22 protein-coding genes are annotated in these 13,220 nt (G+C 63.6%); all 22 read right to left on the bottom strand.

Going from position 1 to position 13,220, the window contains the following annotated elements; translation table 11 throughout:
- Positions 1–51 precede the first annotated feature (51 nt).
- Positions 52–636: a Uma2 family endonuclease gene (locus ACVWYO_RS15300; protein ID WP_457352206.1), complete on the bottom strand. Its 585-nt coding sequence runs from the start codon at positions 634–636 to the stop codon at positions 52–54.
- A 29-nt stretch (positions 637–665) separates the two neighbouring features.
- Positions 666–2,021, bottom strand: a complete 1,356-nt coding sequence (locus tag ACVWYO_RS15295; RefSeq protein WP_457352204.1) for an ATP-binding protein — start codon at positions 2,019–2,021, stop codon at positions 666–668.
- Positions 2,018–2,710, bottom strand: a complete 693-nt coding sequence (locus ACVWYO_RS15290; protein ID WP_457352202.1) for a response regulator transcription factor — start codon at positions 2,708–2,710, stop codon at positions 2,018–2,020. Before ACVWYO_RS15290 ends, ACVWYO_RS15295 begins: the two co-directional genes overlap by 4 nt.
- 392 nt (positions 2,711–3,102) lie before the next feature.
- Positions 3,103–3,753 (bottom strand): adenylate kinase, encoded by a 651-nt coding sequence (locus ACVWYO_RS15285; protein ID WP_457352200.1) that lies wholly within the window; start codon positions 3,751–3,753, stop codon positions 3,103–3,105.
- Between the two features lie 28 nt (positions 3,754–3,781).
- Complete coding sequence (gene secY, locus ACVWYO_RS15280) at positions 3,782–5,134, bottom strand: preprotein translocase subunit SecY (protein WP_457352198.1); 1,353 nt, start codon at positions 5,132–5,134, stop codon at positions 3,782–3,784.
- A gap of 313 nt (positions 5,135–5,447) precedes the next feature.
- Positions 5,448–5,990, bottom strand: a complete 543-nt coding sequence (gene rplO / locus ACVWYO_RS15275) for a 50S ribosomal protein L15 (protein ID WP_140849936.1) — start codon at positions 5,988–5,990, stop codon at positions 5,448–5,450.
- A 110-nt stretch (positions 5,991–6,100) separates the two neighbouring features.
- Positions 6,101–6,277 carry a 50S ribosomal protein L30 gene (gene rpmD / locus ACVWYO_RS15270; RefSeq protein ID WP_010164564.1) on the bottom strand — a complete coding sequence of 59 codons (177 nt, stop codon included), beginning with the start codon at positions 6,275–6,277 and terminating at the stop codon, positions 6,101–6,103.
- 5 nt (positions 6,278–6,282) lie between these two features.
- Positions 6,283–7,029 (bottom strand): 30S ribosomal protein S5, encoded by a 747-nt coding sequence (gene rpsE / locus ACVWYO_RS15265; RefSeq protein WP_457352195.1) that lies wholly within the window; start codon positions 7,027–7,029, stop codon positions 6,283–6,285.
- Between the two features lie 2 nt (positions 7,030–7,031).
- A complete protein-coding gene (gene rplR / locus ACVWYO_RS15260; protein ID WP_010185509.1) occupies positions 7,032–7,391 on the bottom strand; it encodes a 50S ribosomal protein L18 in 360 nt (119 codons plus the stop codon).
- A complete protein-coding gene (gene rplF / locus ACVWYO_RS15255) occupies positions 7,391–7,924 on the bottom strand; it encodes a 50S ribosomal protein L6 (protein ID WP_010185508.1) in 534 nt (177 codons plus the stop codon). Before rplF ends, rplR begins: the two co-directional genes overlap by 1 nt.
- A gap of 1 nt (position 7,925) precedes the next feature.
- Entirely contained in the window at positions 7,926–8,321 is a 396-nt protein-coding gene (gene rpsH, locus ACVWYO_RS15250; protein WP_010185507.1) for a 30S ribosomal protein S8, read from the bottom strand.
- Positions 8,322–8,331: 10 nt separating this feature from the next.
- Positions 8,332–8,637 carry a 30S ribosomal protein S14 gene (gene rpsN, locus ACVWYO_RS15245; protein ID WP_010185506.1) on the bottom strand — a complete coding sequence of 102 codons (306 nt, stop codon included), beginning with the start codon at positions 8,635–8,637 and terminating at the stop codon, positions 8,332–8,334.
- Between the two features lies 1 nt (position 8,638).
- The gene (gene rplE / locus ACVWYO_RS15240) at positions 8,639–9,232 is read right to left on the bottom strand and encodes a 50S ribosomal protein L5 (protein ID WP_029625217.1); all 594 of its coding nucleotides are present in this window, start codon (positions 9,230–9,232) and stop codon (positions 8,639–8,641) included.
- The gene (rplX, locus tag ACVWYO_RS15235) at positions 9,225–9,542 is read right to left on the bottom strand and encodes a 50S ribosomal protein L24 (RefSeq protein WP_332794720.1); all 318 of its coding nucleotides are present in this window, start codon (positions 9,540–9,542) and stop codon (positions 9,225–9,227) included. The genes rplE and rplX overlap by 8 nt, the downstream gene beginning before the upstream one ends.
- 1 nt (position 9,543) lies before the next feature.
- A complete protein-coding gene (gene rplN, locus ACVWYO_RS15230; protein ID WP_010164574.1) occupies positions 9,544–9,912 on the bottom strand; it encodes a 50S ribosomal protein L14 in 369 nt (122 codons plus the stop codon).
- 145 nt (positions 9,913–10,057) lie between these two features.
- Positions 10,058–10,330: a 30S ribosomal protein S17 gene (gene rpsQ, locus ACVWYO_RS15225; protein WP_010185503.1), complete on the bottom strand. Its 273-nt coding sequence runs from the start codon at positions 10,328–10,330 to the stop codon at positions 10,058–10,060.
- 10 nt (positions 10,331–10,340) lie between these two features.
- On the bottom strand, positions 10,341–10,559 hold the full coding sequence (gene rpmC, locus ACVWYO_RS15220; protein WP_133189629.1) for a 50S ribosomal protein L29: 219 nt from the start codon (positions 10,557–10,559) through the stop codon (positions 10,341–10,343).
- A 1-nt stretch (position 10,560) separates the two neighbouring features.
- The gene (gene rplP / locus ACVWYO_RS15215) at positions 10,561–10,995 is read right to left on the bottom strand and encodes a 50S ribosomal protein L16 (RefSeq protein WP_010185500.1); all 435 of its coding nucleotides are present in this window, start codon (positions 10,993–10,995) and stop codon (positions 10,561–10,563) included.
- Positions 10,996–11,005: 10 nt separating this feature from the next.
- Positions 11,006–11,707 (bottom strand): 30S ribosomal protein S3, encoded by a 702-nt coding sequence (gene rpsC / locus ACVWYO_RS15210; RefSeq protein ID WP_010185499.1) that lies wholly within the window; start codon positions 11,705–11,707, stop codon positions 11,006–11,008.
- Positions 11,707–12,087, bottom strand: a complete 381-nt coding sequence (rplV, locus tag ACVWYO_RS15205) for a 50S ribosomal protein L22 (RefSeq protein WP_457352188.1) — start codon at positions 12,085–12,087, stop codon at positions 11,707–11,709. Before rplV ends, rpsC begins: the two co-directional genes overlap by 1 nt.
- Positions 12,087–12,362 (bottom strand): 30S ribosomal protein S19, encoded by a 276-nt coding sequence (gene rpsS / locus ACVWYO_RS15200; protein ID WP_010164582.1) that lies wholly within the window; start codon positions 12,360–12,362, stop codon positions 12,087–12,089. Before rpsS ends, rplV begins: the two co-directional genes overlap by 1 nt.
- A gap of 1 nt (position 12,363) precedes the next feature.
- Complete coding sequence (gene rplB / locus ACVWYO_RS15195) at positions 12,364–13,218, bottom strand: 50S ribosomal protein L2 (protein WP_457352185.1); 855 nt, start codon at positions 13,216–13,218, stop codon at positions 12,364–12,366.
- Positions 13,219–13,220 lie beyond the last annotated feature (2 nt).

Raw genomic sequence — 13,220 nt, 5'->3', positions numbered from 1 at the left:
GGAGACCGGTGTTTCGGAATAGAGGCTCGGTAACGGCCGACTCGGTTGGTGTCAAGCGAGGGCTGTGGTATCGATCGCGATCTGCGGGATAGTGATCGCAGCAATGCGATCACCGAACCGGAACTCGCCGACAACGCTATAAGCCCCGTCGACTGGCGCTGTCATCTGGAGGATCTTCCGCCCCGCCACATCAACGACCCAGTATTCGGGAATGTTGTTTCGAGCGTAAAGCTGTGCTTTTTTGCCAAGGTCGAAATCGAGCGAGCTCGCAGACACCTCGACGGCGAGCCGAACGGAGCGCCCCGACACGAAATCTTCCGGTTCGATCGTCGCGATCACCAGATCCGGCTCTGGCAGATTGTGTTCGTCCAGCCGGATCGAGACGGGCGTATAGACCTTGAGGGCGAGTCCCGATGCGCGCACAGCGTAGACGAGATCGGCGTTGATATCCGCCAGAATACCCGCGTGCGGTCGATAGATCGCGTTCACGGTGTAGATGTCTCCGTCGATCAACTCAGACTTCGCGAACGCGTCGAGCGCCCCGCTCTCTTGAAGCACGATGAAATCCTCCACGCGGAGCTGCAGCTTGCGGGGTTCGATCAGATGCTCCGGGATCACGTGGGCCAGGACATTCATGCGGTAACCTTACGCTTTTAAGCGCCGATCTACAACGTCACCGGCACAACGATCGCCGCCACCAGCCCCGGCGCATTGTCCCCCAACTCAATCCGTCCGTCGTGCAACCGCGCGACCGCCTCGACCAGCGCCATCCCCAGCCCTGCCCCAGGCAAGCTCCGCGCGCTGTCGAGCCGGCCGAAGCGGCGCAACGCCTGCGCGCGGTCGGCCTCGGCGATGCCGGGTCCGCGATCCTCGACCTGGAAGCGCGCCTCGCCGCCCGCGATCGCCAGCCGCAAGGTGATCGCCCCGCCCGCCCCGGCATGACGCAGTGCATTGTCGATCAGATTGGCGATCGCTTGTGTCAGCAATTCGCGGTGCAGCACGATGCGCGGCGCGCCGGCCTCGATCACCGCCTCGAAGCGCATCCCCACGTCCTCGACGACCGGCGCGTAGAGTTCGGCAATCTCCTCCATCAACGTCGCGGGATCGATCGGCGCGAGACGGTCGCGCGGCACCGATTCGGCGCGGGTGATCTCGATCATCGTCGAGAGCATCCGCATCACGAGATCGGTCTCGATCAACAGCCCGCCCATCGCCGCCTCGCGTTGCGCCGGGTCGGCCTGCAAGACCGCAGCTTCGGCCTTGGCGCGGAGCCGCGCGAGCGGCGAGCGCAGGTCGTGTGCGAGGCCATCGGTGACGATCCGCAACTCGGTCATCAGTCGCTCGGTCTTGTCGAGCATCGCGTTGAGCCGCAGCGCGAGGCGATCGAACGCGTCCCCGGCGCTCGCCGCATTGGGGACGCGCCGCGACAGATCGCCCTCGGCGACGCCCTCGATCACGTCGGTCACGCGGTTGAGCCGCTGCCCGACATAGCGCGTCACGACCAACCCGCCGCCGATCCCGAGCGCCAGCGACAGCAAGGTCGCCGCGGCGAGCGCGCGCTCGATGCCGCGCTGCTCCTCTTCCCAATCGTCGAGCAGGTGCCCGCTGACGAGACGGTTGGGCCCGATCTGCCGCACCGCATAGCCAGCCTCGCGCTCGGACCACGGACGCGAATCGCCGACCTGACCGATATGAAAGCCGATCGACGGCGCCTGCCCGGCTTGCCCGATCGCGGGCCCGACCTGCGCCAGCCGACGACCATCGGGACCGACGACCATCACGATACGGGTCGGATCGCTCGGTGCCTGTGCATCCTCGATCGCACGACTGAGCGCGGCCAGCCCGCCGGTGCGATAGACCGCGACCAGCGCGTCCGATTCCTCGATCGTATCGCGCCGGACCGCATCGATCGCATCGTCATGGACGAGCTTCCACACGAACCCGACGAGCACGAGGTTGGAGATCAACGCCAGCCCGATCGCGAGCAGGGCGATCCGCGCGGTGACCGAAAGCCGGATCAAGGCTCGGTCGACAGCCGATACCCCGCGCCGCGCACGGTGTGCAGGATCGGCGCGGCAAAGCCCTCCTCGAGCTTGCGGCGCAACCGCCCGATATGGACGTCGACGACGTTCGATCCCGGATCGAAATGATAGTTCCAGATCTTCTCGAGCATCATCGTGCGCGTCACCACCTGCCCGGCGTGGCGCGCGAGATATTCGAGCAAGTTGAACTCGCGCGCGCCGAGCGAGATCGCGCGGCCCTGCCGGACGACGGTGCGCGCGAGCAGATCGATCTCGAGATCGCCGACCGACAGCTTGGTCGGCTGCCCCTCGGCGCCGCCACGATCGACGCGGCGGAAGATCGCGTCGATCCGCGCGGTAAGCTCGGCGAACGAGAAGGGTTTGACGAGATAATCGTCGGCGCCGGCGTTGAGTCCGTCAATCCGGTCGTCAACCGTACCGAGCGCGGACAGGACCAAAGCGGGGGTCGCAACGCCCGCGGCGCGGATCGCGCCAAGCATCGCCAGCCCGTTGAGGCCCGGCAGCATACGGTCCGCGACGATCAGGTCGAAAATGCCTTCGCTCGCGAGGAACAGGCCGTCGCGGCCGTCGGCACAGGTCTGGACGACATAGCCCGCCTCCCCCAGCCCCTTGGCGAGGTAGGCGGCGGTCGAGGCATCGTCTTCGACGATCAGAATCTTGCGGGACATAGGTGGCATTCCGGGCGGTTTCCTCGTGCCTAGAATGAAATGAGGCTGGCGGAAAGCAAGCCTTCCGCCAGCCAACGACACTCCCGGGAGTGCGAGTGCCGATCTCGTGCAGTTTTCCCGCCGCATGCACGCGGCGTCGGGGGCCTTATGCAGCGCTCCGGCTGCCACGGCGGTGACAGCGACGTGACGAAAGCGTCATTTGCGATAAAATGACGGCGCGCCCGACAACACATCGCGCGAGCCACGAGAGCGCCTGTTCCCGCGCAGCTTGGCCGTGAGCCGCCGTTCAAGTTGCATGTGACGAAGCTCTGCTCTTTCCAGCGCCATAAAGGACCGTCCTGCAACAGGCCCAGCGGCAACCGGAAAGAGACTAGCGGTGCGCCGAAGCGCGATCAGATGGCGTCGAGGATCGCTTCGATCGCCTTGGTCACGACACCGATCTCGCCCATGCCGTCGACGCGCGCCAGCAGGCCGCGGCCCTGGTAGATCGGGATGATCGGCTCGGTCTTGGCGCGATATTCGGTCATCCGCGTGCGCACCGTCTCTTCATTGTCGTCGGGCCGGCGCTTGAAGTCGTGGCTGCCGCAGACGTCGCAGGTATCGGCGACCTTGGGCTGCTTGAAATGGTCGTGATAGCCCGCGCCGCACACCGCGCAGGTGTAACGCCCGACGATCCGCGCGACGAGCTTGTCCTCGTTGACCTCGAGCTCGATCACCTTGTCGAGCGTTCGCCCACGGCCTTCGAGGATCGTGTCGAGCTGCTCTGCCTGCGCTGCGGTTCGCGGGTAGCCGTCGAAGATCACGCCTTGCGCTGGATCAAGCGACGCCAGCTTCTCGTCGATGATGCCCGAGACGATCGCGTCGGAAACGAGTTCGCCCGCTTCCATCACGGCCTTGGCCTGCAACCCCACCGGGCTACCCGACTTGACTGCCGCGCGCAGCATGTCGCCGGTCGAGAGCTGGATCATCCCGCGCGTCGCCTCGAGGTGGCTCGCCTGGGTGCCCTTGCCCGCGCCCGGAGGCCCCAAAAGAATGATGTTCACGCCACAATCCCCTTCCGAACCGTCTCTCTTAGCGGAGACGTCCGCCCTTCAGCTTCGCCTTCTTGATCAGATCGCCGTATTGATGCGCAAGCAAATGGCTCTGGATCTGCGTCACCGTATCCATCGTTACGTTGACCACGATCAGGAGGCTAGTGCCACCAAGGTAGAACGGGATCGCCAGCGCCGACACCAGATATTCGGGCAAGAGGCAAATGATCGCGAGGTAGCCAGCGCCGATCACGGTAATGCGCGTCAGCACATAGTCGAAATAATTCTCGGTGTTCTTGCCCGGGCGAATGCCGGGAATGAATCCGCCATGGCGCTTGAGATTGTCGGCGGTCTCTTCCGGATTGAACACCACCGCGGTGTAGAAAAACGAGAAGAACACGATGCCGGCACCATAGAGCAGCATGTACACCAGGCTACCGTGCTGGAGGTACTGGTTGAGCGTGATGACCAGGTCACCGTACCAGGTTTCCTTGGCACCGGTCGTCTGCTTGCCTGCGAGCTGCATCACCGTCAGCGGCATCAGGAGCAGCGACGAGGCGAAGATCGGCGGGATCACGCCCGCGGTGTTGATCTTGAGCGGCAAATGGCTGCGGTCCGACTGCATGCCGCGCTGCGTCTGGCGCTTGGGATACTGGATCAGGATGCGGCGCTGCGCGCGCTCCATGAAGCAGATGAACAGGATCAGCCCTGCGACGGCAACCGCGATCGCGACGATCGTGAAGCCGTTGAGGTTGCCGGCGCGGCCGCCTTGGGCAAGATTGTAGATCGTTGTCGGCAAGTTCGCGACGATGCCCGCCATGATGATCAGCGACATGCCGTTGCCGATCCCGCGTGCCGTGATCTGCTCGCCGATCCACATCAGGAACATCGTGCCGCCGACCAGGCTGACGATCGAGCCCGCGACGAACATGAAGCCGGGATCGACCACGACGCCCTGACTCTCGAAGCCGAGCGCGAGGAAATAGCCCTGGATGATCGTCAGCGCGACGGTGCCGTAGCGCGTGTACTGGTTGAGCTTCTTGCGCCCGCTCTCGCCTTCCTTCTTGATCGCGGCAAGCGTCGGCGACAGCGAGGTCGCGAGCTGCACCACGATCGAGGCGGTGATGTAGGGGGTCACGCCGAGCGCGATCAGGCTGGCGCGCTTGAGCGACCCACCCGAGAAGGCGTTGAAGAAATCGAGCACGCCGCCGCTGGTGCGATTCGCCAGCTCGGTCAGCGCGGTCGGGTCGATCCCCGGCAGCGGCACGTAGCTGAGCAGGCGGAACACGATCAGCGCGCCGATGGTGAACCACAGCCGCTTCTTGAGGTCGGTCGCCTGTGCGAATTTCGACAGGCTGATGCTGGAAGCCATCTGGTCGGCTGCGGATGCCATGTGCGTCTATCGTCCTGGATGCAGTAGCGGCGGAAACAAAAACGGCGGGAAACGTTTTACCGCCCCGCCGCTCATATAGGGGCCCGGTCGGGCTTGTCTAATGCCTAGCGCGAAGAGATCGCCCCGGCACGCCCCTATCCGTTCGTTTCTGGCCTAGTCGAGAAGCCCTGCGCCGCGCGTGACACCTGTTTCTCGCCTCCGCACGAAACGAAGGGAGCGAGGTGATCTCGCAAACAATCGGGGCTGCCCTGAAACAATTTGTCCCGAGCAGCGGGGTCGCTGCTCGGGACAATGGATGTTTGGATCGCCAGGCTTACGCCTTGAACGATTCCTTGTGGGCCTTGCGCTCGCGATACTTGACGCCCTTCTTGGCGGCAGCCTTTTCCGCAGCCGGAACGACGTGGATCACGTCGACCTTGCCGCCGAGCTTCTCGACTGCCTCGATCGCGCCCTTCGACGCGCCAGCGACCGTGAAGCTGAGAACGGCCGTCATCTCGCCCTTGGCGAGCAGACGGACGCCGTCCTTGCCGCCACGCGCCAGGCCAGCGGCCTTGAGCGCATTGTGGTCGAGCGTCGCGCCGGCTTCGATCTTGCCTGCGTCGACCGCAGCCTGGATCGCACCGAGGTTCACCTCGGCATAGTCCTTGGCGAAGATGTTGTTGAAGCCGCGCTTCGGCAGACGCATGTGGAGCGGCATCTGGCCGCCCTCGAAGCCTGCGATCGAGACGCCTTCACGGCTCTTCTGGCCCTTCTGGCCACGACCGGCAGTCTTGCCCTTGCCCGAACCGATACCACGGCCGACCCGCATCTTGGATTTACGCGCGCCCTGATTGTCGCGGATTTCATTGAGTTTCATGAGTGCACTCGCTTTCGCTTTTGTCGCGCTGATAAATGAGGAAGGGGGCCGTTAGCCCCCTGCCCCGCCTTTGTCCATATCCCTCTCCGATGAGGAGAGGCGATCGAGGCTTACGCCTCGATCTTCACCATGTGCGCGACCTTGCGGATCATGCCCCGGACTTCGGGGGTATCCTCGAGCTCACGCGTCTTGTGCATCTTGTTGAGGCCGAGGCCGATCAGCGTTGCGCGCTGGTCGGCTTCGCGGCGGATCGGCGAACCGGTCTGCGTGATCTTGATGGTGGCCATCTATCTTACTCCACAACCGCGGCCGCATCGGCCTCGGCAGTTTCGGATCCACCACGGCCGAGAAGATCGGCGATCTTCTTGCCGCGACGCTGCGCGACCGACTTCGGCGAGACCTGCTCGGTCAGTGCCTCGAAGGTCGCACGGATCATGTTGTAGGGGTTCGACGTGCCGACCGACTTGGTCACGACGTCTGCAACGCCCAGCGATTCGAAAACGGCGCGCATCGGGCCGCCGGCGATGATGCCGGTACCCGCAGGTGCCGAGCGCAGCGTGACGAGACCGGCACCGAAGTGACCGCGACCGTCATGATGCAGCGTGCGGCCTTCCTTCAAAGGAACGCGGACCATTGCCTTCTTGGCAGCAGCCGTCGCCTTCGAGATGGCTTCAGGCACTTCGCGCGCCTTGCCATGACCGAAGCCGACCCGGCCCTTGCCGTCGCCGACGACGACCAGTGCTGCAAAGCCGAATCGCTTGCCGCCCTTGACCGTCTTCGAGACGCGGTTGATGTGAACCAGCTTCTCGATCAGCTCTTCGCCGCCATCATCGGCACCGGGGCCACCACGACCGCGATTGTCGCGACCGCCACGGTTGTCACGGCCGCCACGGTTCGCACCGCCGCCAGGACCACGACCGCCGCCAGGGCCGCCACGGTTGCCGCCAGGACCACCGCGACCGCGCGGCGCTTCCTGCTGCGGAACCGGTGCGCCGTCGGGCGACGCTGCGATTTCGTTTGGAATGTTGTCGTCAGCCATAATTAGAACTCCAATCCGGCTTCACGCGCGGCAGTCGCCAGCGCCTTGACCCGGCCGTGGAACAGGAAGCCACCGCGATCGAACACGACCTGCGTCACGCCAGCAGCCTTGCAGGCTTCGGCGATGCGCGTGCCGACACCGGTCGCTGCGTCGAGGTTGGCGCCGGACGTGTCGCGCACGTCCTTTTCCAGCGTCGAAGCAGCAGCGATCGTCACGCCCTTGGCGTCGTCGATGATCTGCGCATAGATGTGGCGGCCCGAGCGGTGGATCGACAGCCGCGGACGGCCCGAACCCCGTGCACGAAGCGCGGTGCGGTTGCGGCGGCGCCGCTTCTCGAAGAGAGACATACCCTTGGTCGACATTACTTCTTCTTCCCTTCCTTGCGGAAGATGAACTCGCCGTCGTACTTGATGCCCTTGCCCTTGTAAGGCTCGGGCTTGCGCCAACGACGGATTTCAGCTGCCAGCTGGCCGACCTTCTGCTTGTCCGAACCCGAGATCTCGATCGTCGTGTTGTCGGGGGTCTTGACTTCGATCCCCTCCGGCACGTCGATGTTGACGTCGTGGCTGTAGCCGAGCTTGAGGTTCAGGTTCTTGCCCTGCGCCGCAGCACGATAGCCAACGCCGTTGATCAGCAGCTTCTTGGTGAAGCCGTCCGACACGCCGGTGATCAGGTTCTGCACGAGGGTGCGCTGCATGCCCCAGAACGCGCGAGCGCGCTTGGTCTCGTTTGCGGGGTTGACCGAAACGCCACCCTCTTCGAGCACATAGCTGATCTCTTCGCGCAGCGGCATCGCGAGGGTGCCCTTGGGCCCCTTCACGGTGAGCTGCTGGCCTTCGATCGTCGCGGTCACGCCGCTGGGGATCGCGACCGGCTTTTTACCGATGCGGCTCATATCAGAACACCTCCGCGAGGACTTCGCCGCCGACATTCTGTTCGCGCGCTTCGGCGTCGGACAGAACACCGCGAGGCGTCGAGACGATGGTGATGCCGAGGCCGTTCATGACGCGCGGCAGTTCGGTCGAAGCCGAATAGACGCGACGGCCAGGCTTCGAAACGCGGGCAACGTGCTTGATCGCAGGCTGGCCCTCGAAATACTTCAGCTCGATGCGGATGCCGGCCGCGGGGCCCATCTGCTCTTCGCTATAGCCACGGATGTAGCCTTCACGCTGGAGAACGTCGAGAACGCGGGCCCGCAGCTTGGAGCCCGGCGTCAGGACGGAGTCCTTGCGCGCGCGCTGGCCGTTGCGGATGCGGGTGAGCATATCACCCAGGGGATCGGTCAATGCCATCTGTTGATCCTTACCAGCTCGACTTCGTAACGCCCGGGATCAGGCCCTTGTTGGCCAGATCGCGCAACTGAATACGGCAGAGGCGGAACTTGCGATAATAAGCGCGCGGACGACCCGTCAGCTCGCAGCGGTTGCGGATGCGCGTCGGGTTCCCGTTGCGGGGAATCTCGGCCATCTTCAGACGGGCTTCGATCCGCTCGCCATCGCTCAGCGAATTATCGCCAGCGATTGCCTTGAGCGCCGCGTACTTCGGGGCGTACTTCTTGACGAGCATCTTGCGACGCTCGTTCTTGTTGACAGAACTTACCTTCGCCATCTTATGCCGCCTTCTTTTCGGTCGCGTCTTCAGTGACTTCCGGCGGGAACGGAAAGCCGAACAGGCGGAGCAGCTCGCGCGCTTCGTCGTCGGTCCGTGCCGTGGTCGTGACGATCACGTCCATGCCGCGGATCTTGTCGATCCGGTCGTAGCTGATTTCCGGGAACACCAGCTGCTCCTTCAGGCCGCAGGCATAGTTGCCGCGTCCGTCGAACGACTTGGGGTTGAGCCCGCGGAAATCGCGAACGCGCGGGAGCGCGATCGTGATGAAACGGTCGAGGAATTCGTACATGCGCTCGCGGCGAAGGGTAACCTTCACGCCGATCGGCATGCCTTCGCGCAGCTTGAACTGGGCGATCGACTTCTTGGCCTTGGTCACGACGGGCTTCTGGCCGGCGATCAGCTCCATTTCCTGGGCTGCCTGGTCGACTTTCTTCTTGTCCTGCGTCGCTTCGCCAACGCCCATGTTCAGGACGATCTTGTCGATGCGCGGAACTTCCATCGCGTTCTTGTAGCCGAACTTCTCGGTCATCGCAGCGACGATCTTGTCGTCGTACATGCCCTTCATCCGGGGCTTGGTTGCAGCATCAGCCACTGATCTTCTCCCCGGTCTTGACCGCAACGCGGACCTTCTTGCCGTCCTGGGTCTCGAAGCGAACGCGCGTCGGCTTGCCGTCGGCGGTCACATGCGCAACCTTGGAAATGTGCATCGGTGCTTCCGAACGCTTCAGGCCACCCTCGGGGTCGCCCTGGCTCGGCTTGGTGTGGCGCACGGCGACGTTGACGCCCGAAACGATGACCTTGCCGTCCTTGGGGAACGAGGTCGTCACTTCGCCGGTCTTGCCCTTGTCGCGGCCCGACAGGACGATGACGCGATCGCCCTTCTTGATCTTAGCGGCGGCCATTTTACAGCACCTCCGGTGCGAGCGAGATGATCTTCATGTGCTTCTTGCCGCGGAGCTCGCGCACCACTGGGCCAAAGATACGCGTGCCGATCGGCTCTTCGTTCTTGTTGACCAGCACGGCTGCGTTCGAATCGAAGCGGATCACGGTGCCATCGGCCCGGCGAATGTCCTTCGCCGTACGCACGATGACGGCACGGTGCACGTCGCCCTTCTTCACGCGGCCACGGGGGGCAGCTTCCTTGACGCTGACGACGATGATGTCGCCCACGCCTGCAACACGACGCTTGGAACCCCCAAGCACCTTGATGCACATAACCCGCTTCGCGCCGCTGTTGTCAGCGACCTCGAGATTGGATTGCATCTGGATCATTGGATCCGCTTCCTTCTCATTCCAGGCACCGATTCCGACCGGTGCCGCCTAAACTCAGTCGTCACCCCAATACCGGGGTAGCACGACTATTGCCTGACCCTTTCCATGCGGCCCCGGCTTTCACCGGGGTACCGCGACGGAGGTGTCAGGCGTCGACGTCGACCCGCTCAGGCGTCGCATGGGTGTTAACCCGATCGATCACCTTCCAGGTCTTCAGCTTGGAGATCGGTGCGGTCTCTTCGATCCGCACGGTTTCGCCCTGCTTGAACTCATTGCCCTCATCGTGGGCATGATACTTCTTCGTACGACGGATGATCTTGCCGTAGAGCGCGTGCTTGACCTTGCGCTCCACGTTCACGACCACCGTCTTGTCGCCCTTGTCGGAGACGATCAGCCCCGTCAGCACGCGCTTTGGCATGTCTAAATCCTTACTTTGCCGCAGCGTCGCGCGAACGCGTCGACTGCAGGGTCTTGATGCGAGCGATGTCGCGACGGACTTCCTTCACCCGGCTCGACTTTTCGAGCTGGTTGGTCGCCGCCTGGAAGCGGAGGTTGAACGCCTCACGCTTCAGGTTGCCGAGCTCTTCGCCCAGCTGGTCTTCGGTCTTGGCGACCAGGTCGGAACGACGCGTGTCGAGCTTTGCCATCTTATGCAACTCCCAGATGCGAGGTGTCGCCGAGACGGGCAACGACCTTCACCTTGATCGGCAGCTTCATCGCTGCGCGGCTGAACGCCATAGCGGCGATGTCACCCGGAACGCCATCCAGTTCGAACAGGATGCGGCCCGGCTTGACGCGAGCTGCCCAATATTCCGGCGAACCCTTGCCCTTACCCATGCGGACTTCGGCAGGCTTGCCCGAGACGGGAAGATCCGGGAAAACGCGGATCCACAAACGCCCCTGGCGCTTGATGTGACGCGTGATAGCGCGGCGAGCCGCCTCGATCTGACGTGCGGTGATCCGGTCCGGCTCCATTGCCTTCAGCCCGTACGAGCCGAAGTTGAGGGTCGTGCCGGACTTGGCGTCGCCATGGATGCGGCCCTTGAAGGCCTTGCGAAACTTGGTCTTTTTCGGTTGCAGCATGATCTATTCCTTAGCGGCGCGGATCAGGCCGGACGCCGGAAGTCTGTGCTTCCATCATCAGCCGGTCGGTCGCCATCGGGTCATGACCCAGGATTTCGCCCTTGAAGATCCAGACCTTCACGCCGCACACGCCGTAGGCGGTGTGTGCAGTCGCTTCGGCATAATCGACGTTGGCGCGCAGCGTGTGGAGCGGAACGCGACCTTCGCGATACCATTCCGAACGCGCGATTTCAGCACCGCCGAGACGGCCGCCGCAGTTGATCCGGATGCCCTCTGCGCCGAGACGCATCGCCGACTGCACCGCACGCTTCATGGCGCGGCGGAAAGCGATACGACGCTCGAGCTGATCGGCAATGCCCTGTGCGACGAGCTTCGAATCGACTTCCGGCTTGCGGATTTCGACGATGTTGAGGCTCACGTCGGACGTGGTCATCTTGCCGAGCAGGCGGCGCAGCTTTTCAATGTCTGCGCCCTTCTTGCCGATGATCACGCCGGGGCGTGCTGCAAAGATCGAGACGCGGCACAGCTTGGCCGGACGGTCGATCACGACCTTGGAGATCGCTGCCTGCGGCAGCGTCTTCATGATGAACGCACGCATCTTAAGATCTTCGAGCAGAAGACGACCGTAATCGGCGCCCTCGGCATACCAGCGGCTGTCCCAGGTGCGGTTGATCTGCAGGCGCAGACCGATGGGGTTCGATTTCTGACCCATTACGCTTCTTCTTCCATTTCGCGAACGACGATGCGCAGGCGGCTGAAGGGCTTCAGGATGCGGGTCGACTTGCCGCGGCCGCGCGTGGCGAACCGCTTCATGACGATCGACTTGCCGACCGATGCCTCATGAACGACGAGCGAGTCGACGTCGAGGTTATGGTTGTTCTCGGCGTTGGCGATGGCCGAGGCCAGCACCTTGCGCGCTTCGATCGCCATGCCCTTGGTCGAGAACTGCAAGATGTTCATCGCCTGGCCAACCGGCTTGTTGCGGATGAGCGCTGCAACGAGACCCAGCTTCTGCGCCGAACCACGGATCTGCGTGCCGACCGAGAGGGCTTCCTTCTCGCCGACCTTGCGGGGGGATTTCGCCTTAGACATTAGCGCTTGCCCTTCTTGTCCGCGGCGTGGCCGGGGAAATACCGAGTGGGCGCGAACTCGCCGAGCTTCATGCCCACCATGTCCTCATTGACCGAGACCGGCACGAACTTGCGGCCGTTATAGACGCTGAACGTGAGGCCCACGAACTGCGGCAGGATCGTCGAGCGACGCGACCAGGTCTTGATCGCACCGCGCGCATTGGTTTCCTGCGCGGTTTCTGCCTTCTTGAGCAGGTGGAGGTCCACGAAGGGACCCTTCCAGACTGAGCGAGCCATCTTAGCCCTTCCTCTTCGTCGAATGACGCGAACGGATGATCATCTTATCCGTCGACTTATTGTGACGGGTGCGCGCACCCTTGGTCGGCTTGCCCCATGGCGTAACCGGATGACGGCCACCCGAGGTACGGCCTTCACCACCGCCGTGCGGATGGTCGACCGGGTTCTTGGCGACACCACGCGTCAGCGGGCGGATGCCCAACCAGCGGCTGCGGCCTGCCTTGGCGAGGTTGGTGTTGCCGTTGTCGGGGTTCGACACGGCGCCGACCGTGGCCATGCAGTTCGCATGGAGGTAGCGCTGCTCGCCCGAGTTGAGGCGGACCATGACCATGCCCTTGTCGCGACCAACGACCTGCACGTACGTGCCGGCCGAACGTGCGATCTGACCGCCCTTGCCCGGCTTCATCTCGACGTTGTGGACGATCGTGCCGACCGGCATCTGGCCCAGTTCCATCGCGTTGCCCGGCTTCACGTCGGTCTTCTTGTCCGCGATGACCTTGTCACCGACGGCCAAGCGCTGCGGCGCGATGATGTAGGCAACGTTTTCCTTGCCATCGGAGGTCTGACCATAATTGATCAGCGCGATGAACGCGGTGCGGTTGGGATCATATTCGATCCGCTCGACCACGCCATCGACGCCCCAGTTACGGCGCTTGAAGTCGATGATGCGGTAGCGCTGCTTGTGACCGCCGGCGATGCCGCGCGACGTGATGTGACCCTTGTTGTTACGGCCACCGGTCTTGCGCTTGCCTTCGGTCAGCGCCTTGACGGGGCCGCCCTTGTGCAGTGCCGAACGGTCGACGAGGATGAGCCCGCGTCGTGCCGGGCTCGTCGGGTTATAATGCTTCAGTGCCATCG

The organism is Sphingomonas sp. UYP23, from assembly GCF_054059235.1.
Note: the sequence above shows the minus strand (reverse complement) of the source record. Positions and strands in the feature narration are given on the sequence as shown.